Annotated in this window: 24 protein-coding genes; 5 read left to right on the top strand and 19 right to left on the bottom strand. The window is 64.4% G+C overall.

Translation table 11 applies throughout. From position 1 onward, the window contains the following. Positions 1–17: 17 nt before the first annotated feature. Positions 18–1,802 carry an acyl-CoA dehydrogenase family protein gene (locus M2427_RS04895; RefSeq protein ID WP_280705056.1) on the bottom strand — a complete coding sequence of 595 codons (1,785 nt, stop codon included), beginning with the start codon at positions 1,800–1,802 and terminating at the stop codon, positions 18–20. A 245-nt stretch (positions 1,803–2,047) separates the two neighbouring features. Between M2427_RS04895 and M2427_RS04890 the strand changes: the two genes are divergently transcribed. Continuing rightward, on the top strand, positions 2,048–2,749 hold the full coding sequence (locus tag M2427_RS04890; RefSeq protein WP_280705055.1) for an SDR family NAD(P)-dependent oxidoreductase: 702 nt from the start codon (positions 2,048–2,050) through the stop codon (positions 2,747–2,749). Between the two features lie 10 nt (positions 2,750–2,759). Beyond that, entirely contained in the window at positions 2,760–3,590 is an 831-nt protein-coding gene (locus M2427_RS04885; protein WP_280705054.1) for an enoyl-CoA hydratase, read from the top strand. 190 nt (positions 3,591–3,780) lie between these two features. Here M2427_RS04885 and M2427_RS04880 read toward each other — a convergent pair whose 3' ends face one another. Both M2427_RS04880 and M2427_RS04875 read right to left on the bottom strand, forming a co-directional pair. Then, positions 3,781–4,404: a GNAT family N-acetyltransferase gene (locus tag M2427_RS04880; RefSeq protein ID WP_280705053.1), complete on the bottom strand. Its 624-nt coding sequence runs from the start codon at positions 4,402–4,404 to the stop codon at positions 3,781–3,783. A 67-nt stretch (positions 4,405–4,471) separates the two neighbouring features. Beyond that, positions 4,472–4,675 (bottom strand): DUF1127 domain-containing protein, encoded by a 204-nt coding sequence (locus M2427_RS04875; protein ID WP_280705052.1) that lies wholly within the window; start codon positions 4,673–4,675, stop codon positions 4,472–4,474. A gap of 110 nt (positions 4,676–4,785) precedes the next feature. On the opposite strand from M2427_RS04875, the gene M2427_RS04870 reads away from it, so the two are divergent. Together M2427_RS04870 and M2427_RS04865 are read left to right on the top strand one after the other, a co-directional pair. Further along, positions 4,786–5,685: a transcriptional regulator GcvA gene (locus M2427_RS04870; protein WP_280705051.1), complete on the top strand. Its 900-nt coding sequence runs from the start codon at positions 4,786–4,788 to the stop codon at positions 5,683–5,685. A gap of 141 nt (positions 5,686–5,826) precedes the next feature. Further along, a complete protein-coding gene (locus tag M2427_RS04865) occupies positions 5,827–7,158 on the top strand; it encodes an MFS transporter (RefSeq protein ID WP_280705050.1) in 1,332 nt (443 codons plus the stop codon). A 74-nt stretch (positions 7,159–7,232) separates the two neighbouring features. On the opposite strand, the gene M2427_RS04860 is transcribed toward M2427_RS04865, so the two are convergent. From M2427_RS04860 to M2427_RS04850, 3 genes are read right to left on the bottom strand one after another with little or no spacing between them, the layout of a single operon-like run. Next, complete coding sequence (locus M2427_RS04860; RefSeq protein WP_280705049.1) at positions 7,233–7,646, bottom strand: Rieske (2Fe-2S) protein; 414 nt, start codon at positions 7,644–7,646, stop codon at positions 7,233–7,235. Continuing rightward, a complete protein-coding gene (locus tag M2427_RS04855; protein ID WP_280705048.1) occupies positions 7,646–8,755 on the bottom strand; it encodes an amidohydrolase family protein in 1,110 nt (369 codons plus the stop codon). Before M2427_RS04855 ends, M2427_RS04860 begins: the two co-directional genes overlap by 1 nt. Positions 8,756–8,779: 24 nt before the next feature. Next, positions 8,780–9,838 (bottom strand): amidohydrolase family protein, encoded by a 1,059-nt coding sequence (locus tag M2427_RS04850; RefSeq protein ID WP_280705047.1) that lies wholly within the window; start codon positions 9,836–9,838, stop codon positions 8,780–8,782. A 143-nt stretch (positions 9,839–9,981) separates the two neighbouring features. Here M2427_RS04850 and M2427_RS04845 point away from each other — a divergent pair, with 143 nt between their 5' ends. Next, positions 9,982–10,464: a CinA family protein gene (locus M2427_RS04845; protein ID WP_280705217.1), complete on the top strand. Its 483-nt coding sequence runs from the start codon at positions 9,982–9,984 to the stop codon at positions 10,462–10,464. A gap of 34 nt (positions 10,465–10,498) precedes the next feature. On the opposite strand, the gene M2427_RS04840 is transcribed toward M2427_RS04845, so the two are convergent. From M2427_RS04840 to M2427_RS04780, 13 genes are all read right to left on the bottom strand, one after another. Beyond that, positions 10,499–10,774, bottom strand: a complete 276-nt coding sequence (locus M2427_RS04840; RefSeq protein ID WP_280705046.1) for a DUF1488 family protein — start codon at positions 10,772–10,774, stop codon at positions 10,499–10,501. 104 nt (positions 10,775–10,878) lie between these two features. Next, the gene (locus M2427_RS04835; protein ID WP_280705216.1) at positions 10,879–11,376 is read right to left on the bottom strand and encodes a tetratricopeptide repeat protein; all 498 of its coding nucleotides are present in this window, start codon (positions 11,374–11,376) and stop codon (positions 10,879–10,881) included. 277 nt (positions 11,377–11,653) lie between these two features. Next, on the bottom strand, positions 11,654–13,123 hold the full coding sequence (locus M2427_RS04830) for an AMP nucleosidase (protein WP_280705045.1): 1,470 nt from the start codon (positions 13,121–13,123) through the stop codon (positions 11,654–11,656). Between the two features lie 164 nt (positions 13,124–13,287). Then, positions 13,288–14,622 (bottom strand): HlyD family type I secretion periplasmic adaptor subunit, encoded by a 1,335-nt coding sequence (locus tag M2427_RS04825; RefSeq protein WP_280705044.1) that lies wholly within the window; start codon positions 14,620–14,622, stop codon positions 13,288–13,290. Next, complete coding sequence (locus tag M2427_RS04820; RefSeq protein WP_280705043.1) at positions 14,619–16,367, bottom strand: type I secretion system permease/ATPase; 1,749 nt, start codon at positions 16,365–16,367, stop codon at positions 14,619–14,621. The genes M2427_RS04825 and M2427_RS04820 overlap by 4 nt, the downstream gene beginning before the upstream one ends. A 252-nt stretch (positions 16,368–16,619) precedes the next feature. Beyond that, a complete protein-coding gene (locus M2427_RS04815; protein ID WP_280705042.1) occupies positions 16,620–16,889 on the bottom strand; it encodes a GlsB/YeaQ/YmgE family stress response membrane protein in 270 nt (89 codons plus the stop codon). Between the two features lie 209 nt (positions 16,890–17,098). Then, positions 17,099–18,073: an ABC transporter ATP-binding protein gene (locus M2427_RS04810; RefSeq protein WP_280705041.1), complete on the bottom strand. Its 975-nt coding sequence runs from the start codon at positions 18,071–18,073 to the stop codon at positions 17,099–17,101. Further along, on the bottom strand, positions 18,070–19,485 hold the full coding sequence (locus tag M2427_RS04805) for an amidase (protein WP_280705040.1): 1,416 nt from the start codon (positions 19,483–19,485) through the stop codon (positions 18,070–18,072). Before M2427_RS04805 ends, M2427_RS04810 begins: the two co-directional genes overlap by 4 nt. Next, a complete protein-coding gene (locus tag M2427_RS04800; protein WP_280705039.1) occupies positions 19,482–19,679 on the bottom strand; it encodes a hypothetical protein in 198 nt (65 codons plus the stop codon). Before M2427_RS04800 ends, M2427_RS04805 begins: the two co-directional genes overlap by 4 nt. Continuing rightward, positions 19,676–20,737, bottom strand: a complete 1,062-nt coding sequence (locus M2427_RS04795; protein ID WP_280705038.1) for an oligopeptide/dipeptide ABC transporter ATP-binding protein — start codon at positions 20,735–20,737, stop codon at positions 19,676–19,678. The genes M2427_RS04800 and M2427_RS04795 overlap by 4 nt, the downstream gene beginning before the upstream one ends. Positions 20,738–20,925: 188 nt before the next feature. After that, positions 20,926–21,828 (bottom strand): ABC transporter permease, encoded by a 903-nt coding sequence (locus M2427_RS04790; RefSeq protein ID WP_280705037.1) that lies wholly within the window; start codon positions 21,826–21,828, stop codon positions 20,926–20,928. Positions 21,829–21,831: 3 nt separating this feature from the next. Then, positions 21,832–22,785: an ABC transporter permease gene (locus M2427_RS04785; RefSeq protein ID WP_280705036.1), complete on the bottom strand. Its 954-nt coding sequence runs from the start codon at positions 22,783–22,785 to the stop codon at positions 21,832–21,834. A gap of 193 nt (positions 22,786–22,978) precedes the next feature. Then, positions 22,979–24,637 (bottom strand): ABC transporter substrate-binding protein, encoded by a 1,659-nt coding sequence (locus tag M2427_RS04780; RefSeq protein WP_280705035.1) that lies wholly within the window; start codon positions 24,635–24,637, stop codon positions 22,979–22,981. Between the last annotated feature and the right edge of the window lie 129 nt (positions 24,638–24,766).

Below are 24,766 nucleotides of genomic sequence, written 5' to 3'. Positions count from 1 at the left end.
TGATCGTGGCGTGCAGCCTACGCTGCCAGAACCAGTTCGCCAACCTCGCTCATCGCAGCATCGCGATCGCCGAGCAGCAGCGCGGCGATCTTCGCTTGCGCGGCATTTTCCGTCAGCCGGAACGGATCGGCCGGCGCGACCCGGTGGTCGATCACGAGGCGCGACAGCAGCAGTCGACGCGCATCGCCGCGCATGTCGTGGATGCGGTGGGCTTCCCAGGCGAGCACGACGGCGCTTGCGACGTGATAGAGCAGGCTGGTGGCGCGGCGCGCATCGGCCTCGTTCTCGGACTTGCTCGCGACCTCACGCGCAAAGCCGACCGCACGGTCGACGAAGCCGCGCAAATTGTCGCGCCAGGCCTGCGGCACCGAGGCGCTGTCGTCGAGCCGCGCGTGCAGATCGGCTGAGAGCGCAGACTCGGCACCATGGCGGCCGACCGCGCGCCTGAGCGCATCGATGGCGACGATGTTGCCGGTGCCTTCCCAGACCGAGCCGAGATGCGCATCGCGCAGCAGGCGCGGCGTCGCGAATTCCTCGATATAGCCGATGCCGCCGCGCATCTCGAGGGCATCGCCGCAAACCTTGCGCGCATCGCGGGTTGCTCGGAATTTCAGGGTCGGTGTCAGAATGCGCAGCAGCGCCGCCGCATCCTGACTGCCGGCTTCTGCGCGGTCGAGCGCATCGGCGGTGAGGAAGCTCATCGACAGCGCCTGCTCGACCGGCAGCATGATCTTCAGCATCTGGCGACGGCCGAGCGGCAGATCGATGATGCGGTTGCCGAACACCACGCGATTCGCCGCCACGGCAAGCGCGTCATGATAGGCGCGGCGCATCAGCGCGGCGGATTTCACGCCGTTCGACAGCCGCGAGGAGTTCACCATCTCGGCCATCTGCACAAAACCGCGATCGAGCTTGCCGACGGCATAGGCGATCGCGCCTTCAAGCTTGATCTCCCCCGAGGCCATCGAGCGGGTGCCGAGCTTGTCCTTGAGGCGCACGATCCGGTAGTGGTTCTGCGAGCCGTCGTCGAGGAAGCGCGGCATCAGGAACAGGCCGACGCCGCGCGTTCCGGGGCCGGCGCCTTCGGGACGCGCCAGCAACATCACGACCTTGGCATCGGCATTCGAGCAGAACCATTTCTCGCCATGGAGGCGCCAATGATCGCCCTCCTGCACCGCCGTCGTCGTGAGCGTGCCGACGTCGGAGCCGCCTTCCTTCTCGGTCATGAACTGGCCGCCCTGCGTCAGCTTGCTCATGTCGGTCGAGGTCAGGCCGTCCAGATATTTCGCCTTCAGCGCCTCGCTGCCGAAATTCGCCAGCAGTTTTGCGCAACCGTCAGTGACGTTGATCGGGCAGCCCATGCCGAATTCGGTCTGGTTGAACAGAAACGTAAAGGCGTGCTTGGCGACGACAGGATATTTGTCCGGCCATCCCATGATGCCCTTAGCGAGCGAGAGCGCGTGGATACCGAATTCGCCGAACGCGGCGTTCTCCAGCTCGCGATAGGCCGGGTGATATTCGATCCACTGCACGTCGCGGCCAAACTTGTCGCGCTGGTGCAGGATCGGCGTGTGCCGGTCGGCAAGCCGTGCGCATTCGTCGAGATGACCGCCAGCGAGCTCGCCGAGCCGATCGAGATGCGGCTCGATGTGGCGGAACAGCGTATCAGGCAGATGGATGCGCAAGAGATCCGTCAGCGCCTGATCGGCGCGATAGAAATTCATCCCCGTGGTATCGGGCGCCAGCAGGCCGGCCTGCCCGGCCGCGACATTTTTCGGCTGCCCCGTGACCGGCTTGTGCATGATCGTCCTCTTCGTTTCCGCCCGGCGGCAATTCTGAGCGCTCATTTGGCGCTTGCCGCTTGAGATGATGTCGATCATGCTCCCATCGCGACAGGCGATAAAGCTGCAAATTGTCAGGGAGGCATGATCGCCGTGAAGGATCAATTCGCTCTGCGGAATTGTGATCGGCGCGGCTGGCCGTCCGCATTGCGGATACATAGATCAGCGGCGTCCTGTCCCCGAAAGATCACGCCAGAGACCACATCATGGAACATCCGAAATACAAGATCGCCCTCATCGTCGGCGCCGGCGAAGGCCTGAGCGCCTCGCTGGCACGGCTGCTGTCCGCGCAAGGCATCCGCGTCGGGCTGGCCGCGCGCAAGATCGAGAAGCTTGGCGCGCTCTGCAGCCAGACGGGTGCGAAGGCCTATGCCTGCAACGCCACCGAGCCTGAGGAGGTCGAGCGGCTGTTTGGCCTGGTCGAGCGCGAGATCGGCACGCCCGACCTCGTCGTCTACAATGCGAGCGGCCGCGCGCGTGGGCCGTTCGTCGATCTGGTGCCGGCCGACGTTGCGAACGCGATCGCCGTCAGCGCCTATGGCGGCTTCCTGGTGGCGCAACAGGCCGCAAAGCGCATGCTGCCGAACCAGCATGGTGCGATCCTGTTCACCGGTGCCTCCGCCAGCGTCAAGGGCTATGCGCAGTCGGCGCCGTTCGCGATGGGCAAGTTCGCACTGCGCGGGCTCGCACAGAGCATGGCGCGCGAATTGTCGCCGCAAGGCATCCATGTCGCGCATTTCGTCATCGACGGCGGCATCCGCAGCGCGGCGCGGACCGAGCCGGCCGACAAGTCGGATTCGATGCTCGATCCCGATGCGATCGCGGAGAGCTATTGGAACGTGCTGCAGCAGCCGCGCAGCGCCTGGAGCTGGGAGCTGGAGCTGCGGCCCTGGGTGGAGAAGTTTTGAAGGAGGAATCATGACCACGGAAACCACCATCGACACCGGCACCAACGAACTCCTCTGCGTCATCCGCGATCGCGTCGCTGTCATCACGCTGAACCGCCCCGAGGTGCGGAACGCGCTGTCGGACAATCTGACGCCGGCACTGCGGACGATGATCCGGACATGCGGCGAGAGTCCCGATGTCGGCGCACTGCTGATCACCGGTGCGGGCGAGGCGTTCTGTGCCGGCGGCAACGTCAAGGGCATGGGCGCGCATCGCGATCCCAAGAAGCTGGAGATGTCGCTGGAAGAGCGCATCGCCGATCTGCAGGAGCGGCAGCGGCTGCTGACCGGCGCGCTGGTGTCGGTGCGCAAGCCGACCATTGCGGCGCTCCCCGGCCCTGCGGTCGGCGCCGGACTTGCCCTCGCCATGGCCTGCGACATCCGCATCGCCGCGCAATCGGCTTTCGTCGCGACCGGCTATGCCCGCATCGCGCTGTCGGGCGATTACGGCATCGCCTGGCTGCTGACGCGCCTGGTCGGCACCGCGCGGGCGCGTGAGCTGCTGTTCACCGGCGACCGCGTCGATGCGGCACGTGCCGAGACAATCGGCCTCGTCAACCGCGTCGTGCCCGATGACAAGCTTCAGGCCGAGGCTTTCGCTTTGGCAAAATCGCTCGCCGAAGGTCCGCGCCTCGCGCTGCGCTACATGAAGGACAATCTGGACGAGGCCCTGTTGTTCGATTTCGAAACCGCCAGGGATCACGAAGCCGAACGGCTGATCCGCCTGACCACGACCGCCGATCACAAGGAGGCCGTGCAGGCCTTCATCGAGAAGCGCAAGGCGGTGTTCACGGGGAAGTAGGCGCCGCGGTCGACTCCGGGTACCGTCATTCCGGGGCGATGCGAAGCATCGAGCCCGGAATCCATCGGGCGACAACATCCGTGGTGAAATGGATTCCGGGCTCGCGCTATGCGCGCCCCGGAATGACGACAGAGAGATGGGACACAAAAAAACCCGGCTCTGGCTTCGCCAGGCCGGGCTCGGAGTGGTGTCAGGCCGAGGCTGAGGGGCTATCGGCTTGACGGGAAAGCGCGGCGAGTCGCCAGCTGGCACAGGGAATGTCCTTTGGCGCGACGTCGATCTCCTTGTCGAAGCGGACCAGCTTCCAGTCATCAGGATGGTTGACGAAGGCGAAGCCGGATTTGCGCGCGAGCGAGATCATGGTCTGGTTGGAGCGTAGCGTGTCGCCAAAGATATGCTCGGCGCCGAGCGCGGCGGCACGGCATTCGAGATTCTTCAAGAGCGCGGTCGCAATGCCGTGGCCCTGCCAGCGGTCGTCGACCGAGAGCCCGAACTCCAGCGTCGAGGTCTCGCCATGAAAAGCGTAGCGAGCCTCCGCAACGATGGTCTCGAAACCGTCGACCATCATGGTGGCGACGACCGTAAAACGCTCACGTTCGCCGACCTGAAGGAATTCGTTCAGCAGCCCCTTCGGCAGCTCGCTGAGCGCGCCGAAGAAACGGTTGTAGCGGGAGCGCGTCGAGAGCGAACGGAAATAGTGCTTGATCTCGTCGGTGTCGCCAGGCTCGATGAAACGCACGTTGAACGCCTCACCCTGACGGGTACGCAGCGTGTCCGAATATTGCTTCAGATCTTCCAGGCGATAGCTGCTCATGACACGTGTCCTCGAAAGAGGGACCGCCGGCGCCCCTGTCATCAGGCGGCGCCGGCCTGGCGGCCTATCAGGCCCGCCAGAAGGGTTTCTCGGCTTCAGAGGCGATATCGCTCCAGGACAGGCCGACGTCGTGGAGATCGCGAGCGGTCCAGTTGGAGAGCTCATGCCGGGTCCGGTAGCGCTCGTGCCAGATGTGGAGGGTCTCGCCGATCTGGGCGATCAGGCCGGGTGCATGATGATTTGTCATCGAATGATCGGTGCAAGTAGACATTTTCAGCTCCTTGAGCTAACTTGGCGGCTAATATCTGCCTGCGCGCGCGATCCGACAAACGACAATATGTACCTCTTCGCATGAAATAAGCTCATGCATCATGCTGCCAAATGACTGCCAGATTGCCTTCCCTGAACGGATTGCGGGCTTTTGAGGCCGCCGCGCGCCATCTCAGCTTCACGCTGGCGGCCTCCGAGCTGAACGTGACCCAGACCGCGATCAGCCATCAGATCCGCCGGCTGGAGGAGGAGCTCGGCATCCGCCTGTTCATCCGGCAGAACCGCGCGCTGGCGCTGACGCCTGAGGCGCGCGATTACCTGCCCGGCGTCCGCGCCGCCTTCAACGACCTCCGCCTTGCGACCGACCGGCTGCTCCGCAAGGACGACGACAAGGTGCTGACGGTCTCGACCCTGGCCTCGCTCGCCGCCAAATGGCTGCTGCCGCGGCTGGCCGATTTCCAGGAGGCCCATCCCGACATCGATGTTCGCATCACCACCTCGACCAGCCTCGTCGATTTCCAGCGCGACGATGTCGATACAGCAATCCGCTATGGCCGCGGCCAATGGCCGGGCCTGCGCGCCGACTGGCTGATGGCGGACGAACTATTCCCGGTGTGCAGCCCCTCGCTGCTGTGCGTCGACCAGCCGCTGCGCAATCCGGAGGATCTCCGCCACTATCCGTTGCTGCACACCTCCAACACCAACAGCGACGATTGGCGGCTGTGGCTGACGGCGGCGGGCCTGCCCGCCGATATTGCCAAGCAACCCGGCATCACCTTCGACATGATCTTCATGACCATCCAGGCCGCGATCGACGGCATCGGCGTGGCGATGGGGCGAACCTCCTATGTGCAGGACGACATCGCCAAGGGCCGGCTCGTGGTTCCCTTCAAGATCGCGTTGCCGGCCGATGCCGGCTTCTACCTGGTTTCGCCGGAGAGCCGTCGCGAGGCGCCGAAACTCACAGCGTTCCGCCAATGGATGATCGCTGCAGCGCAGAATAAAGCCTGAAAAATCATCAGCTTCTGCAGTGAAATGGGTTGACTCGCAGGGCCTCGCGCGAGAGGGGTTAGTCAGATTGTCACAGCAACAATCTGTCGCCTTGCCGTGAAAATGAGTTCCGGTCCGGCCGCGTCTAGGGGAGTAACGTCTATGGCTGGACCAGCAGCATCAACCAATCCGCCCGAGATCAAGTCGCGCATCGGCGCGATCCTGCGCGCAACATCAGGCAATTTCCTCGAGCAGTTCGACTTCTTCCTGTTCGGCTTCTATGCCGCCGCGATCGGCAAGGCGTTCTTCCCCTCGACCAACGAGACCGCATCGCTGCTCAACACCTTCGGTGTGTTCTGGCTTGGCGCCCTGATGCGCCCGGTCGGCGCCATCGTGCTCGGCGCCTACATCGACCGCATCGGCCGCCGTCAGGGCCTGATCGTCACGCTTGGCATCATGGCGGTCGGCACCGTCGTGATCGCGTTCTGTCCGAGCTACGCCACGATCGGCATCGCGGCGCCCATCATCGTTCTGATCGGCCGCCTGCTGCAGGGCTTCTCCGCCGGCGTCGAGCTCGGCGGTGTGTCGGTCTATCTCTCGGAAATCTCGACGCCCGGCAACCGCGGCTTCTACACCTCGTTCCAATCGTCGAGCCAGCAGGTCGCGATCTTCGTTGCCTCGATCCTCGGCTTCATCCTCTCCGAAGTGATGCCGGCCGATACCGTCGCCGCCTGGGGCTGGCGCATTCCCTTCTTCGTCGGCTGCATGATCATTCCGCTGATCTTCTTCCTGCGGCGCACGCTGGAAGAGACACCCGCCTTCCTCGCCATGAAGAAGCATCCAACCGCGAACGAAGTGTTTGCCTCCGCGCTCGCCAACTGGCGCATCGTCATTCTCGGCATGATGATCGCAATCCTGACCACAACGACGTTCTACTTCGTCACCGTGTACACGCCGACCTTCGGCAAGGCCGTGTTGAAACTGTCGACGCAGGATGCGCTGCTGGTGACGCTGCTCGTCGCCGTCACCAACTTCTTCTGGAATCCGGTCGGTGGCGCGCTGTCCGACCGGATCGGCCGCAAGCCGGTGCTGATCGGCATCGCGACATTGGCGCTGCTCACCGCCTATCCGGCGCTGAGCTGGCTGGTGGCCGCGCCGACCTTCGGCAAGCTGCTCGCGGTCGAGATGATGTTCTCGTTCTATTTCGGCGTGTACAGCGGCACCATGCTCGGCGCGCTGGTCGAGATCGTACCAGCACATGTGCGCACGACCTGCTTCTCGCTGGCCTTCGCACTGGCGGCCGCGCTGTTCGGTACCTTCACGCCGTTCGCCTCGACCTGGTTGATCGAGCAAACCGGCAACAAGGCCATGCCCGGTGCGTGGCTGATGTTCGCGGCCGCGCTCGGCATCATCGCAGCCTCGATCGTCTATCGCGGCGGCGGCAAGGCGGTGCCGATCTATGATACGGCGGTGGAGCCGGCGACGGGGCGTTAGCTGCCCGGGCGTGCCTTTCTTCACCTCTCCCCGTAAGAACGGGGCGAGGGAGTAGAGTCCCGGCGCGGCAAGACTTACAGCTCCACCACCACGTAATCACTCTCGACCTTCACGGGAATCGTTTCCGCCACATACGGCCCCTTCACCACGCTCGCACCCGGCTCGACATGGGCCGGATACGCCTTGACGCGAAAGCGGCGGGGGTCGCAATAGGATTGGCCGGTGCGGATGTCGAATTCCCAGCCGTGCCAGGGGCAGCGGATGATCTCGCCTAGCTTGGTGTATTCGATCTCGCCGGGATCGCTCGACTGCGCGAGCCCGATCAGCGGCCCCTCGCACAAGGCCGCACCCTGATGCGGGCAGCGGTTCATCAGGCCGAAATACTCGCCCTTGATGTTGAAGACCGCGATCGGCCGTCCATCGATCTCCAGAAATTTTCGAGTGCCGGGCGGAAGCTCATCGACCGGGGCAATCACATGACGCGCCATCAAGCTATTCCATAAAGCTTCTTGGCATTGCCGAGATAGAACGCCTCGCGATCGGCTTCGCTGACGCCCGCGGGCAGCACGCGCGACGGCTCGTCATAGTCCCAATGCGGATAGTCGGTCGCGAACAACAGCCGGTCCCAGCCGATCCATTTGATGACGTCGAACAGATCCTCCCGCCGCTCCGGATCCTCCATCGGCTGCGTGGTCCACCACACCTGCTCGCGGATATATTCCGACGGTGGGCGCTTCACGTGAGGCACCTCGCTGCGCAGCCGCTGCCAGACCTTGTCGAGCCGCCACGCCAGCGACGGCGCCCAGCCGAAACCGGCCTCGATCATCACCATCTTCAACTTCGGGAAGCGCTCGAACACGCCTTCGAGCACGAGGCTTGCGAGCGCCGATTGCTGGCACTGCGAATGACCCACCATCTCCTCGATGTAATAGGACGGCCAGCCCGACGGCGTGATCGGATTGCCGCCGAAGCCGAAGGCGTGGACGCCAACCGGCAGCCCCGCCTCTTCCGCGGCCTGATAGATCGGCCAATAGCGGCGCTGGCCGAGCGGCTCGACATTGCGGCTGAGCAGCAGCACCTGCACGAAGTTCCTGTCGCCGGCGCGCTCACGGATTTCAGCCGCGGCTGACAGACCATCCTCATTGCCGACGACGATCGAGGCCTTCAGCCGGTGGTCCTTGCTGGTCCATTTGTCGATCTGCCAGTCATTGATCGCCGAGCACAACGCGGCCGAGAGCTCGTGGTTGCGGATACCCTGCCCGGTGTTGAGCGGATTGAGCACGCCAAGCTGCACGTTGTTGGGATCGAGCAGCTGCTTCTGCATGAAGGAGAGCGAAGAGCCCTGCGGGCCGCCCTCCGGCGGATAGGCATCGCGGCGCGAGGCGTTGGGCTGGGCCTTCGGATAGGGCGGGCCTTCCATCATGCCCTGATAGGCATGGACGCCATAGACCTCAAGATGATGCTGCCAGCGTTTGGCCAGATAGGGATAAAGCTCGGTGCGCGTGGCGCGTGCCGGATGGATATCGCAGTCCGCAATTGCGGTCTTCGCAGTGAGGGTAGAAGCGGCCTCTAGGCCTTCGCGGAACTGGATATTCATCGCCTTGCCTCCTTTGGCAGCGGGCTAGATCAGGCGGGGATAGGTGGCATGCGGATTATCGATCATGATCTTGCGCACGAGATCGGGGGTGAGACCCTCGGGCAGCACGTCCTGGCCGTCGAACTGCCAGTGCGGATAGTCCGTGGAGAATAGGACCAATTCGTCGGACTGCATATGATCAAACAGGCGAATTAATGTCGCCTCGTCCGGCGGCGCATCAAATGGCTGTAACGAGAAGCGGATGTTGCTGCGCACAATTTCGAGCGGCGCGCGATCGACCCAGGGCGTCTCCATCCGCACCCCGCGCCAGAATTTGTGGAGGCGCCAGAGATAGGGTGAGATCCAGGAAACGCCGGATTCGAGCATCACCATCTTCAGCCGCGGATATTTAGCGAATACGCCCTCAACAATGAGGCTGGTGAGCTGGGTCTGGAACGCCTGGGCCTGACCGACATAGTCCTCGATGTGGTAGGAACCCCATCCCACTGCGGTCGGCGGATTGTGATAGGCGGAACCGGCATGGATGCCGACCGGCAGGCCGAGCCGTTCCGCGGCCTCGTAGATCGGCCACAGCGCGCGCTTGCCGAGCGGCGTGTCGCCCATGACCAGCATCAGGACCTGCACGAAGCGCTTGTCCGCTGCGCAACGCTCGATCTCCGCGACAGATTTCTCGACGCTTTGCGTCGGGATCACGATCGAGCCGCGCAGCCGCGTGTCGCGATCGAGCCATTCCTTCGCAAGCCACTCGTTCAGCGCGCGGCAGAAGGCGGCCTGCATATCCTCGGAAAATACCATCTGCACGCCATAGAGCGGATTACAGATGGCGAACTCGAGCCGGAAGGGATCGAGCACATGGCGTTGCATGTCCTCGAGGCTCTCGCCCGGCTTGCCGGTTTCTGGACGCCAGTCGGGCCGCGCCACGATCGGCGAGTTCTTCGGATAGGATTGCGAGACGAGATCGACCATGCCGCGCGTCGTCACCTGGTCGCGCCAATAGTCGCTCAGGTACGGCAGCAGGCTGGTCAGATGCGGCACGGCGGGATGCACGTCGCAATCGACACCGCCGGCGATCAGGGACGCCATAACGTCTCCCTTTTCACGTTTCCTCGCAAAGTCTTTTCTTCCACCATTCAAGCAGGCCTGCTCTCCGCCCGCAACTCGGCCAAGGCTTCTGTCATATGCTAGGAAGGATGAGCTCGGTTGCGAAGGAATAAGGGGTGACACAGATGAAAGAACTGGTCGGCATCGCGGAACAGGTCGCAGCAGGATTGATCGCGCGCAAACAGACCATTGCGGTCGCGGAATCCTCGACCGGCGGCCTGATCGCGGCGAGCCTGCTCGCGGTCCCCGGCGCCTCCGCCTATTTCCTCGGCGGTGCGGTGGTCTACACCCGCGATGCCCGACGCGTGCTGATGGATATTTCGGACGAAGGAATGAAGGGCTTTCGCTCCTCATCGGAGCCCTACGCGAAACTGCTCGCCGAACAGATGCGCGGACGTTTCAGATCAGACTGGGGACTGTCCGAAACCGGCGCAGCCGGCCCGACCGGCAACCGCTATGGCGATGCCGCCGGCCATAGCTGCATGGCGGTCTCAGGGCCCGCCGCGGAGGTGATGACGCTGGAGACCGGGAGCAACGACCGCTTCGCCAACATGCAGGTGTTTGCGGCGACGGCGCTGAAGCTGTTGCTGAAGAAGTTGGAGGGGTGACGGTGAGAGGTCTGTGTTCGCTGGACGACCGATCTCACCTCCCCAGATGCCGAACGAAAATCCTGACAACATAGCCCTTGAACCGCGGCGCCTCGTCGTAGAGGTCCGACGCGATCCGCTCGATGGTCTCGCGCAGCGAGGCGAATTGCGCCTGGCGCGCGCTGCTTTCGGTGCCCTGCATGCCGGCGAGTTCGTCCATCGCGGCATCGCTGATTTGGCATTGCACGGCCTCACCATCGTTCAGCATGGTGAAGCGGAAGGCCAGCCGTTCGAGGTCATGGCCGATGATCCTGTCGCGCAAAAGCGGCATGCAATTGTCCCGTTCGCGCCCCCCGAACGGAACAATGCTGAAAATCGTGTGACTTGTCACCCCGCGGGTGTCCGGCGTTTCACAGCCGGCCTTCCCGGGCGGCTTCAGTACGCGAGCGCTGCTCCAGTGGGCTTGTCCAACGCCGCTGCGAGTGACTTGTACTCATCGCAATCCATCCCGCAAATGGCCGCGATCCGGCTGAGATGAAACATCGCTTGCTCGCGATTGCCCTGCTCGAGCTGCCATAGACCATAATATTGCCAGGTCAGCACGTGGTTCGGGTCGATCTTCAGCGCGTGCTCGTACCAGACCTGCGATTGCTTGTAGTCTCCGAGCTTGCGGTAGGAGTAACCGATCAGGTTCGCGACATTCGCATAGTCGTCGTGGCCGAGGGCCTTCAACTGCGCGATCGCAGTAGTGTAGTCGTTATGCTCGTAGATGGTGTCGTAAGCGACGCGGTAGCCTGCGGCAAAAGCCGGATCGTCGATGCTCGACTGGTTGTTGGTTTTCTTGCCCTTCTGGGTGGCTTTGGTGCCGGTGCGCGCCGGATAGGTCGGAGCCGGCGTGCTTTGGCTTGTCGTGGGGTGTGCGAAGGGGTCCATACCGCCACCACCACCACCGCCGCCACCTCCTCCTCCGCCGCCTGCCGCCAGGACGGGTGCAAATCCGGCAGCCGCAACGAACGCCGCAAGATACGCGCCGCGAACGGCAAGCTTAATGATCGGATTGACCATTGTGGTCTCCTGATGTCTGCTGGTCCGCGCCCCGGACGAGATGATAACCCTGCCTCGGCTGGGTTATTCCCGGAACAGCTCCGCAAGCACATCAGGAGTTCGGCACGACAGGCGTACTGCCATTGTTCGGGCAGCTATGGCCTGACTACTGGAATGCGACCTCGGCAAAGCTGCGGAGCTTGCGCGAATGCAGCCGCTCCGATTCCTGCTGCTTGAGCTGTTCCAGCGCCTTCAGTCCGATCTCGAGGTGCTGGCCGACGCGGCGGCGGTAGAATTCGCTCGCCATGCCGGCGAGCTTGATCTCCCCGTGCAACGGTTTGTCGGAGACGCAGAGCAGCGTGCCGTAGGGGACGCGGAAGCGGTAGCCGTTGGCGGCGATCGCGGCCGACTCCATGTCGAGCGCGACCGCACGGGATTGTGACAGGCGGCGGATCACCTCGGGTCCCGAGATCTCCCAATTGCGGTTGTCGACGCTGGCGACCGTGCCGGTGCGCATCAGACGCTTGAGCTCGAACCCCTCAAGCCCGGTGACGTCCTCGACCGCCTGCTCGACGGCGACTTGCATCTCGGCCAGCGCCGGGATCGGCACCCACAACGGCAACTCGCGGTCAAGCACATGGTCCTCGCGCACATAGCCATGCGCGAGCACATAGTCGCCGAGCCGCTGCGTGTTGCGCAAGCCGGCGCAATGGCCGAGCATCAGCCAGGCATGCGGCCGCAGCACCGCAACGTGATCGGTGACGTTGCGCGCGTTGGAGGGACCGGTGCCGATGTTGATCAGCGTGATGCCGCGATAGCCGGGTGCGACCAGGTGGAAGGCCGGCATGTTCGGTGTGCGTGCAGGCGCTGTTCCTGTCGTGCTTCCGTCGTTGCGCGTGATGACGTTGCCGGGCGCAACGAATGCGTCAAGCCCGGCTTCGCCGGACTGGAGCCGTTGCTGGCAGAGCTCCGCGAACGCATCGACATAGAACTGGTAGTTGGTGAAGATCACAAAATTCTGGAAATGCTCGGGATCGGTTCCGGTGTAGTGGTAGAGCCGGCGCAGCGAGTAATCGACGCGGGCGGCGCGAAACAGCGACAGCGGCTCCGGCGCGCCCGGCTGCAGCTGGAAGGTGCCGTCGGCAATTGCGTCGTCCATGGTGGCGAGATCCGGCACGTCGAACGCATCACGCAGCGATCGCGTAACAAGTGAATTCTCGCTGGTGGTGATGGCGGCTTCGATGTTGATGTCGCGGCGATAGGCGAAGTGGATCGGGATCGGCTCGTTGGATTCGCCGATCTCGACGGGAACGCCGTGGTTCTGGATCAGCAGACCGATCTGCTCGGTCAGGTAGGCACGGAACAGATCCGGCCGCGTCACGCTGGTCTCGTGCACGCCGGGTCCCGCGACAAAGCCGTAAGAGAGGCGCGAGTCGAGCCGCGCATGCGTTGCGGTGGTGAGGCGGACGAAAGGATAATAGGCCCGCACCCGCGTCGTGATCGCCTCACCCGAAACATAGGCCTCGAACCGGTCGCGCAGGAACTTGGTGTTGCGCTCGTAGATTTTTTCGAGCCGGGCAACGGCCGCGGACGCATCAGAGAAGGATTTGGTGGCGATGGAGGGTGGGGACTGCATTGTTCGGCGCCGGGTTTCGAGGACCTGAGTCGAACTATAGCAAGAAGGAGGTCTCGTAGGTTGGGTTAGCGCAGCGTAACCCACCACTTCCGCTTCCGCGGAGAGATAAGGGTGGGTTACGGCTTCGCCTAACCCACCCTACGAAACCGAGTTTGCTGCATGCGTCACTTCTCGCGGAACGCTCGCATGAACTGGTCGTGCAGAGGCTTCAGCAGGTAGGACAGCATGGTGCGGTCACCAGTCTGGACGAAGGCTTCCACCGGCATGCCGGGGATCAGCTTGGAATCACCGAGCTTGGCGACCTCGTCCGCCGGCATCGAGACGCGGATGGTGTAATAGCTCTGGCCCGTGCGCTGGTCCGTGGTGACGTCGGGCGAGACGCGGGTGACGACACCGTTGAGCTCGGGCGTGGTGCGCTGGTTGAAGGCGGAGAGACGCAGCAGCGTCTTCTGACCGATCTGGAGCTTGTCGATATCGACCGGATTGACCTTGGCCTCGACCTGGAGATCGTCGGCCTGCGGCACGATCAGCATGAGCGCATCGCCGGCGGTGACGACGCCACCGACGGTATGCACCGTCGATTGCAACACCATACCGTCCTGCGGTGCACGGATGTCGACGCGGCGAAGCTGGTCCTCGGCCGCGACCTTGCGTTCGATCAGCTCGCCGATCTTGTCATTGGTCTCGCGCAGATCCTTGGAGACCTCGCTGACCATGTCCTTGTCGACCTGGATGATCTGCAGCTCGGTCTCGGTGATCTTTCCCTTGGCCTGCGCCCGCGAGGCGACGTACTGCGCACGTTCGCCATTGAGACGGGCACTGTCGCGCTCGAGTGTGGTCAGGCGCGAGATCTGCACCAGATGCTTGTCATAGAGATCACGCACGCCGGTCAGCTCCTGCTGCACCAGCGCGATCTCCTTGTCCTTGGCTCTTTCCTGCGCCTGGAGGCCTTCGATCTCCTCATTGAGCTGCAGGATGCGTTCACGCAGCTGGGCCTTCTGGCCGGCGCGGCCGTTGACGCGGACGTCGAACAGCTTGGTCTCGCTGTCGAGCAAGACCTTGACATCAGGGTCGCCGGCGCGCTCGAGCAGTGCTTGCGGAAACACGATCTTGTCGAGACCGCGCTGCTCGGCCTGAAGCCGCGCCGCGCGCGCCTGCGCGGCGTCGAGATTCTTGACGACGATGGCGAGGTTGGCCTTGGTGACGGTGTCGTCGAGCCGCACCACGATGTCGCCGGCCTTGACCACGTCGCCGTCATGGGCACGCACCTCGCCGACCACGCCGCCGGTCGGGTGCTGCACCTTCTTGACGTTGGATTCGACCACGATCTGGCCCGGCGCGATCAGCGCGCCCGAGATCAGTACCGTCGAGGCCCAGCCGCCGAGGCCGGCGGCCAACAACGCCACGATTCCAAGGCCGAGAAACAGGTGAAAGCGGATCGACTGCCGCACGGTCCCGTTCGCGGCGGGTTTTGTTGCACCAACCGTCATCGTGCTCATGGTTTGGCCACTCCGCCTTCGCTGACGATCTTGATCGGCGCCGGCGGCGCGACGCGGGGCTGGAGCACCTGGGCGAGCACCTGCTCCTTCGGACCGAAGGCCTGCATGCGTCCATCGCGCAGCACCAGGATCTGGTCGACCGCCTCGACGCCGATCGGCCGGTGCGCCACCACGATCACGATGGCGCCGCGCTCGCGCGCGCTGCGGATCGCGCGGGTCAATGCCTCGTCGCCTTCGGTATCGAGATTGGAATTGGGTTCGTCCAGCACGATCAGGAACGGATTGCCATAGAGCGCGCGCGCGAGCGCCACACGCTGGGCCTGGCCGGCGGAGAGCGAGGCGCCCTGCTCGCCGACTTGCGTGTTGTAGCCCTCGCGCATCTTGATGATCATCTCGTGCACGCCGGCTTCCTTGGCCGCCGAGATGATGCCGTCGGAAGTTGCTCGAGGATCAAAACGGCTGATGTTCTGCGCGATGGTGCCGCCGAATAATTCGACGTCCTGCGGCAGATAGCCGATGTAGCGGCCGAGCACGTCGGACGACCATTGGTCGAGCGCCGCGCCGTCGAGCCGGACCTTGCCGCGGACCGGCTGCCAGACACCGACCAGCGCGCGGATCAGCGAGGATTTTCCGGAGCCGCTCGGCCCGATCACGCCAAGGCCGTTGCCGGCTTCGAGCGCAAAATTGACGTCCTGGACAATGAGGCGCTGGTCGCCCGGCGCCACCATGGCAACGCCCTCGACCGAGAGTCGGCTGGTGGGCGCCTGCAGCTGCGTCGGGATTGCCTGCGCCGGCATCTGTTCAAGGAGGCGGCTGAGGCGGTGCCAGCTCTGGCGGGCCGCGACGAAGGATTTCCAGTGCGCGATCGCAAGATCGACCGGCGCCAGCGCGCGGGCCGAGAGGATCGAGCCGGCAATGATGATGCCGGCGGTCGCCTCCTGATGGATGACGAGGGTGGCGCCGACCGCGAGCACGGCGGATTGCAGCATCATGCGCAGCACCTTCGCGATCGCGCCGAGACCGCCGGCGACGTCGCTCGCACGCTGATTGCCGGCGAGGTATTTTTCGTTGGTCTCGCTCCAACGCTGGTTGAGCCGGCCGGCCATGCCCATCGACACCAGCACTTCGGCGTTGCGGCGGCTCGACTGGGCGAGGTCGTTGCGCTGGGCGGCAAGGCCCATCGCATCCTTCGCCGGCTGGCGGGACATGAACTCGGTGACCAGCGTCAGGCCAACCAGGATGACGGCGCCGACCAGCGCGGTCACGCCGATCCAGACGTGGAAGGCGAAACAGATGCCCAGATAGAGCGGCAGCCAGGGCAGGTCGAAGAACGCGCTCGGACCCATGCCGCCGAGGAAGGAGCGGACATTGTCGAGATCGCGCAGCGGCTGCAGCCCCTCGTTGCGGTTGCCGACCAGCAGCGGCAGCCGCACGATGGTGTCGAAAACGCGCTTGTTCAGGGCTTCGTCGAGCGCGGTGCCGACCCGCCCGAGGATGCGGCTGCGGATCATGTCGAGCACGCCCTGCGCCATATAGAGGCCGCTGGCGAGGACGATCAGGCCGACCAGGGTCGGAATGCTGCGGCTCGGCAGCACCCGGTCGTAGACCTCCAGCATGAAGATCGACCCGGTCAGATAGAGCAGGTTGATCATGCAGCTCATCAAGCCGACACCGACGAACGCCGTGCGGCAGGCACGCAGCGCGTCACCGAGCTCTGAACGGCGGAGGCCGGGAACGGCTGCCATCAGTCTGATCTCTTTCGGGTGAGGGGCAAGGCCCCTGAATTCAAAGGCAAATCGAGGCGTACTCGCCCCGGATTAATATCGGGTTCTCCCCGCGTGCAACACAGTCGAATTAATCCAGGCCCAGCCACATCTACCCGCGGAGGCCTGATCCGCAAGTCCGGTACTTCACAGTCTTTGCGGCTTTTTATAGCAGATACAAGCGCCTCCCCCCAGCGCTGGGGGGAGGCTTGAGGTTCCGATCGATCGAACCCGCTAGAGCCGTCCGCCGCCGCGCACCAGCCGGACCACCAGCAGCAGGATGACGGCGCCGATGGCGGAATAGATGATCTCTGAGACCATCCCGACGCCGATATGGATGCCGAGCTTCGGGAACAGGAAGCTCGCGACGAACGCACCGGCGATGCCGATCACGATATCGCCGATGATGCCGAACCCGGCCCCCCGCACGACCTTGCCGGCGAGCCAGCCGGCCACGAGGCCGACGAACAGGATGACGATGAGGCTTTGGCCAGAAATATACATAAGATGAAGTCCCTCTCCGTGAACGGGGGCATGGAAGCGGAACCGGGATGAATGGGGTCTGAATGGTGGTTCCGGAGGGACCGCCCGGACACAAATCGCGAAAACAACCCCATGCACAGTAGAAATGGCCCGGCCGGGTCAGGCGGGGTGGATTGCGACAAGAGCATGCTGCCGCAGGGGATTCTCGCCACGGGGCGAAGGGGCACCCGTTACGTCGCCGCCGCCGGCTCGGCCAGCACGCATCGCGCCGCTCTGCCCGGGCCGACCTCGACATTCGGCGGCAGCTGCTCCAGGCAGCGGGGCTCGGCGAGCTTGCAGCGGGGGGCGAAGGAGCAGTTATGGGGTTTTTCGGCCAGCGACGGTGGCGTGCCGGGGATGGTTTCGAGGCGGGCGCCCCGTTTGGCGCCATGGATGGTCGAGGCGAGCAGGCCCTTGGCATAGGGATGCACCGGGGTCCGGACGATGTCGCGGAGGGTCCCCTGCTCCACGATCTGGCCGGCATACATCACCGCGACGCGGTCGCAGATCTCGATGGCGACGCCGATGTCGTGGGTGACGAAGATGACGGACATGCCGAATTCGCGCTGCAACTCGCGCAGCAGCAGCAGGATCTGGATCTGCACGGTGGCATCAAGCGCCGTGGTCGGCTCGTCCGCGAGCAAGATCTTCGGACGGCAGGCCAGCGCCAACGCGATCATCGCGCGCTGGCGCATGCCGCCGGACATTTCGTGCGGATAGGCATCCAGCCGCCGCTTGGCCGAGGGGATGCGCACGACATCGAGCATCTCGAGTGCCCGCGCCCTCCCCTCGGCAAAACTCTTGCCTTCGTGGCGCACGACGCTTTCGGCGATCTGCGCCCCGATGGTGTAGACGGGATCGAGCGCGAGCGCCGGCTCCTGGAAGATCATCGACACGGTCTGGCCGCGGAACGACGACAGCTCCTCGTCGTTCATGGCGAGCACGTCGCGTTCCATCACGTTGACCTTGCCTGATATCTCCGTGCGCTTCTTCGGCAGCAGCCGCATCAGCGCCCGCAGGGTCACGCTCTTGCCCGAACCGGATTCGCCGAGCAGGCCCAGCACCTCGCTGTTGCCGAGCGAGAGATTGAGATCGTTCACGGCATAGACCGTGCGCTCGCCGGTGAAGCGGATGTTGAGGCCTGAGATATCGACGAGCTTTGTCATGACGGCAGTTTTGGCAATCGATCGTGATAATCGGTGACGCGCTGGAACGCGGCGCCGATGGTGAGGAGCGTCGCTTCATCGAAGGACCGGCCGATCAGCTGCATGCCGACCGGCAGACCGCTCTTGGTGAAGCCGGATGGTATGGTGAGCGACGGCAGGCCGAGGAAATTCACGGGACGGGTGAACAGCGTCAGCCGCTGCAACAGCGCCGGTGCGTTGGGTCCGCCGCCGACATCGCTCTCCTCGATCGTCGGCGCCGGGATCGGCGAGGCCGGCGCGATGATCGCGTCGACACCTGACGTCGCCGCGTTGTGCGCGGCGAGTGCCGGGCCACGCCAGCGCACCGCCTCGAGGTAGGTGATGGCGGGAACGGCGAGGCCGTTCTGAAGCCGCATCAAGGTCTGCGCGCCGTAGTCCTGGGGACGCTCGATCATCCAGCGCTTGTGGAAGGCGGCCGCTTCCGCGGCGAGCACGAGCTGGCTCGCTGCCTGCAATTGCCGCTGGTCCGGCAGCTCGACCTTGACGATGTCGGCGCCCTCGCGCTTGAGCACCGCGATGGTCTCGTCCAGCACGCGCGCGACCTCGCTGTCGAGATCGTCGACATAGAAGGACGCGGGCACGCCGATCTTCAAGCCCTTCAGCGAGCCCCTGGTTGCTGCAACGTAATCCGACAGCGGCTCGTGGCTACACGTCGGATCCTCCGGATCGGGGCCGGCCATCAGCGCCAGCAGCAGCGCGCAATCTTCCGCGGTGCGCGCCAGCGGGCCAACCGTGTCGAGCGACTGCGACAGCGGCATCGCGCCGGCGCGGCTGACGCGGCCGACCGTGGTCTTCAATCCCGTGACGCCGCAGAAATGCGCGGGCATGCGGATCGAACCTCCGGTGTCCGAGCCAAGCGCCGCATAGGTCAGGCGCGCTGCGACCGACGAGCCGGAGCCCGAAGACGAACCGCCGGTGATATGCGCGACATTCCAGGGATTGCGCACCGGGCCGTAATGGGCGTTGTGACCGGTCGGGCCATAGGCGAATTCGGCCAGATGCAGCGTGCCGAGGCGGACCTGGCCGGCATCCTTCAACCGCTGCAGCGCAGTTGACGTCACCGTCGGTATGAAGTCGCGGCGGATCAGCGAGCCGCAGGTGGCGACATGGCCGGCATCGTAATACATGTCCTTGTGGGCGAGCGGCACGCCATGCAGGGGTCCACGGATCTTGCCCTTGGCAAGCTCGGCGTCGGCGGCATCGGCTGCCTTCAGCGCGGCTTCGGACTCGACGGACATGAAGGCGTTGAGATGCGGCTGCCACTGCGCAATGCGATGCAGCAGCGCGCGCGTCACCTCATGCGAGGACACCTGTTTCACCGCGATCGCGCGCGCGACCTCGGTGAGCGTCATCAACGCGGGCTCAGTGCTCATGTCGAGACCTTCGCGGCTTGCGCAAGCGGATAGTGCGCGGGCTCGAGGTCGAACGGTAGCGTGCCGGCGATGACCGCAAAGCCTTCGAACGCAGGTCCGATGGAGTTGGAAATGCGCGTCGCGATCTCGTCGTTCACGGGAATGCCGGCGATCTGCGCCGTCGCCTGGATTTCTTTTGTCGTTGGTCTCGTCATGCGGTTTCCTCTCTCGGCGCACGGCTATGGCCAGATCCCGGAACGGCCATGTAGCAGGCAGCCTCGTGGCCCATTCTATCCAGCGCGGTGAGCTTTGGTGTCGCATTTGCGCAGAGCGGCTCCGCAAACGGGCAACGGGTGTGGAAGCGACAGCCCGACGGCGGGTCGATCGGATTGGGCGGATCGCCCGAGATCGGCGGCTTCTCGGTGCGCCTGTCCGGATCGGAGGACGGCATCGCCGCCAGAAGTGCCCGCGTATAGGGATGCGCGGGGCTGTCCCAGACCTGGTCGACCGGGCCGAGCTCGACGACTTCGCCGAGATACATCACCAGCACGCGGTCGCTGATGTAGCGCACGACGTTGAGGTCGTGGCTGATGAAGAGATAGGTCAGGCCGAACTCGCGCTTGAGGTCGGCAAGCAAATTCAGCACCTGCGCCTCGACTGATTTGTCGAGCGCGGAGACGGCTTCATCCAGGATCACCAGCCGCGGCGACAGCGCCAGCGCACGCGCGATGTTGACGCGCTGGCGCTGGCCACCGGAGATCTCGTGCGGATAGCGATTGGCGAAATTTTCAGGTCGCAAGCCGACCTTGCCGAGCAGCTCCCGCGCCAGCATGCGTGCCGTGCCGTCAGCCATGCCGTGGACCTTGGGGCCGAAGGCGATGGACTCCTCGATCGTCAGGCGCGGATTGAGCGAGGCATAGGAATCCTGGAACACCATCTGCATGCCGCGGCGCAACTCGCGCAAGCTCAGCGATTGCCCGACGCTCATGCCGTCATAGATGATGTCGCCGGTATCGCGCGGCATCAGATGCATCAGGAGGCGCGCAGTGGTGGACTTGCCGCAACCGGATTCGCCGACGATGCCGACGGTCTCGCCCTTGGCGACGGAGAAGGAGACATTGTCGACGGCCCGCACGGTGCGCTTTGCCGCAAACAGCCCGCCGCGAACCGGAAAGTGTTTTGTCAGGCCGTTGACCTGAAGCAGCGGCTGCGCGACGCCGCCGACGTCCTCGACCGGCTCCAGCATGGCGACAGAGGTGTTGGTCTCGCTCATGGGCACGGCCTCCCACCTCTCCCCGCCGGGGAGAGGTCGCGCCGAAGGCGCGGGTGAGGGGGCGCGGCAAACTCGATGCAGCGAAACCCCTCACCCGGATTGCATCTTGCGATGCAATCCGACCTCTCCCTATGGGAGAGGTGATTCACCGCCGACGCCGCAACAATCTGCGCTTCACTCATCATTACTCAATTCCTGATGTCCATGGCGCTGCGCAGGCCGTCCGAGAGCAGATTGAAGCAAATCGAGACGGCGAAGATCATCGCGCCCGGCAAGGCTGCGACCCAGGGATTGACGTAGATCGCGGTGCGCAGGGTGTTGAGCATCAGGCCCCATTCCGGCTCCGGCGGTTTTGTCCCCAGGCCGAGGAAGGAGAGACCGGCGGCCAGGATCATCGAGACCGAAATGAGGCTGGTGGCATAGACGAAGATCGCGCCCAGCACGTTGCCGAGAATGTGCACGCGCATGATCGTGAACGGCCCGGCACCCGAGGCGCGCGCGGCTTCGACGAAATCCATGTTGCGCACGCCGGTGGTGACGCTTTCGGCCACGCGGGTGATCTGCGGCACGAACACGATGGTGAGCGCCACGATGGAGTTGAGGATGCCGGCGCCGAGCGCGCCCGAGATCGCGATCGCCAGCAGCACGGAGGGAAAGGCGTAGAACACATCGACCGTGCGCATGATCGCGGTGTTGAGCTTGCCGCCGACATAGCCGGCAATGATGCCGAGCGAGGTGCCGATGCAGAAGGCGAGGATCACAGGCAAGATGCCGATGACCAGCGACAGCCGCCCGCCATAGATCAGCCGCGCCAGCATATCGCGGCCGAGCTCGTCGGTGCCGAGCGGGTAGCCAACCGTGCCGATGTGGCGGAGACGGCGGATCATCGAGCCCTTGTAGGGATCTTCAAGCCCGAGCCATGGCGCCAGGATCGCAGAGACGAAGATCAACAGCAGCACGATGGCGCAGGCCATGCTGACCTTGTCGCGCAGGATGCGGCGGCCGACCGTCGCCCAATAGCCGCGCGCCTTGGAGGCGGGCGCGGCCTGAAGCGCGGCATCGGCGGTGGCGGACAACGGGAGCTCGCTCATCGGCTAGCCCCGCTTGATGCGTGGATCGATCGCGGCTTGGGCGATGTCGACCAGCAGGTTGAGGACAACGAAGAACAGTGCCAGCACCAGGATCGTGCCCTGCAGCAGCGGCAGGTCGCGCTGGAAGATCGCGGAGTTGAGCAGGAAGCCCGAACCCGGCCAGGAGAACACGGTCTCGATCAGGATCGAGCCGCCAAGCATGTAACCGAGTTGCAGCCCCATCACCGCAAGCGCGGTCGGCGCGGCATTCTTGATGACGTGGCGGAACACCCCTCGCTCGTGCAGGCCCTTGGCGCGCAACGCCTCGACGAAATCCTGGCTGAGGATGTCGCCGGTGAGCGCGCGCACGGTGCGGGTGACGATGCCCATCGGGATCACCGACGTCGTGATCGCCGGCAGCACGAGATATTTAAGGTGGTCCCAGTCCCAGGCCCATGCGGCGGAGCCGCCGGGACCGGCGCCGACCGCGGGCAGCCAGTTCAGCTCCACCGAGAAGATGATGACGAGCACCATGCCGAGCCAGTAATGCGGCACCGAGACGCCGGCGATGGCGAACGACGTCGCGAGCTTGTCGATCCAGGTCTCGCGGAAATAGCCGGCGATCAGGCCGAGCAGGATGCCCATGGTGAAGCCGATGATGGCAGCGGCAATCGCCAGCGTCACGGTGTTGCCGACGGCGCGCAGGACTTCGGCGAGCACAGGGCGACCGGTGGCAATGGAATTGCCGAGATCGCCGTGAAGGGCACGGAGCAGCCAAAGCCCGAACTGCACCGGCAACGGCCGGTCAAACCCATAGGCGGCGCGAAGCTGCGCCGCGAGCTCCTGCGAGGCATCTGCGGGGAGCACCGCGACCAGCGGATCGCCGGGCGTGATATGCACGAGCAGAAAGCACACCAGCGCCACGCTGATGACGATCGGGATGACATAGACGATGCGTCTGGCGATGTAGGCGAGCACGTCGGGTTCTTTCTTCCCTTCTCCCCTTGCGGGAGAAGGTGGCGCGCAAGCGCCGGATGAGGGGTTCTATCCGCGGATGCGATCATTCCAAAGGAGAGAGGTCACTCGCGGATAGAGACCCCTCACCCGGCTTCGCTTCGCGAAGCCACCCTCTCCCGCAAGGGGAGAGGGTGCAGCGAGTTCGTTGCTACAGTTACGGCGTCATCGCGATCGGCGAGAAATCGATGAACCAGCTCTTCGGCTGGATCACGCCTGTCACCTTCGGGCTCATGGCGCGCGGGCCAACGTCGTGGGCGACGTAGAGGAAGGCTGCGTCGTCGACGGAGGCCGCGTGAAGCTCGGCGAGCGCAGCGTCACGCGCGGCGGGATCGAAGGTCTGCCGCGCCTTCTTCACGAGCTCGTCGAACTTGGGGTTGTTGATGTAGCCCCAATTGTTCGAGACCGGCGGCGCCATGGTCGATTGCAGGAAGCGCACCAGCGCGAAGAACGGGTCCATCGCCGCATAGGTGACGTTGGTCGCATTGGCGCCGTTGGCGGAGGGGTCCTTGGCGCCGCGGCGCCAATTGGTGAACAGCGTATTCCACTCGATGACATCAAGCTGCACGTCGAAATAACATTCGGCGAGCGCCTGCTGGAGATATTCGTTCATCGGCAGCGGCTGCATCTGGCCTGACCCTGAAGCAGACGTCTGGATCTTCACGGTCAGCTTCCTGTTCGGACCGAAGCCCGCTTCCTGCATCAGTTTTTGCGCAGCAGCCTTGTCGTATTTGATCTCGAAGGTCGGCTTGCCCCGCCAGGGATGGCCGGGCTCGAACGTGCCTGACGCGGGCACCATCAGGCCGGCGAGCAGGCCGTCCTTGAGGCCTTCGCGATCGACGCAGAGATTGGCGGCCTTGCGCACGCGGATATCGTTCCAGGGCGAGCCTTCGACGCGCGAGAACTGCCAGGGCCAGACATGCGGCTGCTCGTTGGCGTAGAGCTTGAAGCCGCGCTGCTTGAGCTCAGGCAGCGCATCCGGCGCCGGCGCCTCGACCCAATCGACCTGTCCCGACAGCAGCGCCGCGGTGCGCGCATTGGCTTCCGGCATCGGCACCAGCACCATCTTGTCGATCTTGGGCACGCGGGCCTTGTCCCAGTAGTCCGCATTCTTGACGAGCTCGAGCCGCTCGCGCGGCGTGAAGCTCGCCATCTTCCACGGGCCGGTGCCCGCGGCGTCCTTGGCAAAGGCGGTCCAGGCGGCCTGCGACTTCGCCTTGGCATCAGCGCCTTCAGCCTTGTCATAGAAGTGCTGCCACTTCGCCGGGCTCGCCATGAAGAGGTTGGTGAGGTTGATCGGCAGGAAGCTGTCGGGCTCCTTGGTGGTGAGCTCGACCGTCATGTCGTCGATCTTCTTCGCAGAAGTCAGCGTCGGCATGCGCGTCGCGGTGACGCCGACCTGGCTCGGATCGAACTGCGGCGCGTCCTGCTTCAAGACCTTCTCGACGTTCCACACCACAGCATCGGCGTTGAACGGGGTGCCGTCGTGGAAGGTCACGCCGGGACGCAGCTTGAAGGTCCATTTGGTCTTGTCGCCATCATCGACCTTCCACTCGGCCGCCAGCCCCGGAATCACCACGCTGGCCTTGTCGGCGGACGACAGGTCCCAGCCGGTCAGCGCGTCATACATGGTGACGCCGGTGAAGCGGTTGCCTTCAAAACCCTGGTCGGGCTGGCCGAGCGTGCGCGGAATATCGGCAGCCGTCATGCCGATGCGCAGCACCGTTTCCGCGCCGGCCGCGCGCGGCCATGCCGCCGCAGTCGTCAAGGCGAGTGCAGCGACCAGTACTGCACGCGCGGTTATCTTGATAAGCATCGCCTCAATCCTTTTCCTGATATCGATGATTAATTTTGATGCAAACGTATGCAATGGCTATGCCAATGGGGAAACTTATTCTGCAAATTGCCCCTGCGACGACAAGTTCTTGTGATCGCGTGGATGCAG

It is taken from the genome of Bradyrhizobium sp. BR13661 (assembly GCF_029892425.1).
GTDB lineage: Bacteria > Pseudomonadota > Alphaproteobacteria > Rhizobiales > Xanthobacteraceae > Bradyrhizobium.
Note: the sequence above shows the minus strand (reverse complement) of the source record. Positions and strands in the feature narration are given on the sequence as shown.

Excerpts from the sequence above, each read along its gene's own strand:
- M2427_RS04870 (WP_280705051.1), top strand. The coding sequence starts at position 4,786 with ATGACTGCCAGATTGCCTTCCCTGAACGGATTGCGGGCTTTTGAGGCC.
- M2427_RS04840 (WP_280705046.1), bottom strand. The coding sequence starts at position 10,774 with ATGCCGCTTTTGCGCGACAGGATCATCGGCCATGACCTCGAACGGCTG.
- M2427_RS04885 (WP_280705054.1), top strand. The coding sequence starts at position 2,760 with ATGACCACGGAAACCACCATCGACACCGGCACCAACGAACTCCTCTGC.
- M2427_RS04845 (WP_280705217.1), top strand. The coding sequence starts at position 9,982 with ATGAAAGAACTGGTCGGCATCGCGGAACAGGTCGCAGCAGGATTGATC.
- M2427_RS04850 (WP_280705047.1), bottom strand. The coding sequence starts at position 9,838 with ATGGCGTCCCTGATCGCCGGCGGTGTCGATTGCGACGTGCATCCCGCC.
- M2427_RS04780 (WP_280705035.1), bottom strand. The coding sequence starts at position 24,637 with ATGCTTATCAAGATAACCGCGCGTGCAGTACTGGTCGCTGCACTCGCC.
- M2427_RS04820 (WP_280705043.1), bottom strand. The coding sequence starts at position 16,367 with ATGGCAGCCGTTCCCGGCCTCCGCCGTTCAGAGCTCGGTGACGCGCTG.
- M2427_RS04830 (WP_280705045.1), bottom strand. The coding sequence starts at position 13,123 with ATGCAGTCCCCACCCTCCATCGCCACCAAATCCTTCTCTGATGCGTCC.
- M2427_RS04890 (WP_280705055.1), top strand. The coding sequence starts at position 2,048 with ATGGAACATCCGAAATACAAGATCGCCCTCATCGTCGGCGCCGGCGAA.
- M2427_RS04790 (WP_280705037.1), bottom strand. The coding sequence starts at position 21,828 with ATGAGCGAGCTCCCGTTGTCCGCCACCGCCGATGCCGCGCTTCAGGCC.
- M2427_RS04800 (WP_280705039.1), bottom strand. The coding sequence starts at position 19,679 with ATGACGAGACCAACGACAAAAGAAATCCAGGCGACGGCGCAGATCGCC.
- M2427_RS04810 (WP_280705041.1), bottom strand. The coding sequence starts at position 18,073 with ATGACAAAGCTCGTCGATATCTCAGGCCTCAACATCCGCTTCACCGGC.
- M2427_RS04835 (WP_280705216.1), bottom strand. The coding sequence starts at position 11,376 with ATGGACCCCTTCGCACACCCCACGACAAGCCAAAGCACGCCGGCTCCG.
- M2427_RS04815 (WP_280705042.1), bottom strand. The coding sequence starts at position 16,889 with ATGTATATTTCTGGCCAAAGCCTCATCGTCATCCTGTTCGTCGGCCTC.
- M2427_RS04895 (WP_280705056.1), bottom strand. The coding sequence starts at position 1,802 with ATGCACAAGCCGGTCACGGGGCAGCCGAAAAATGTCGCGGCCGGGCAG.
- M2427_RS04875 (WP_280705052.1), bottom strand. The coding sequence starts at position 4,675 with ATGTCTACTTGCACCGATCATTCGATGACAAATCATCATGCACCCGGC.
- M2427_RS04825 (WP_280705044.1), bottom strand. The coding sequence starts at position 14,622 with ATGAGCACGATGACGGTTGGTGCAACAAAACCCGCCGCGAACGGGACC.
- M2427_RS04795 (WP_280705038.1), bottom strand. The coding sequence starts at position 20,737 with ATGAGCGAGACCAACACCTCTGTCGCCATGCTGGAGCCGGTCGAGGAC.
- M2427_RS04855 (WP_280705048.1), bottom strand. The coding sequence starts at position 8,755 with ATGAATATCCAGTTCCGCGAAGGCCTAGAGGCCGCTTCTACCCTCACT.
- M2427_RS04865 (WP_280705050.1), top strand. The coding sequence starts at position 5,827 with ATGGCTGGACCAGCAGCATCAACCAATCCGCCCGAGATCAAGTCGCGC.
- M2427_RS04860 (WP_280705049.1), bottom strand. The coding sequence starts at position 7,646 with ATGGCGCGTCATGTGATTGCCCCGGTCGATGAGCTTCCGCCCGGCACT.
- M2427_RS04880 (WP_280705053.1), bottom strand. The coding sequence starts at position 4,404 with ATGAGCAGCTATCGCCTGGAAGATCTGAAGCAATATTCGGACACGCTG.
- M2427_RS04805 (WP_280705040.1), bottom strand. The coding sequence starts at position 19,485 with ATGAGCACTGAGCCCGCGTTGATGACGCTCACCGAGGTCGCGCGCGCG.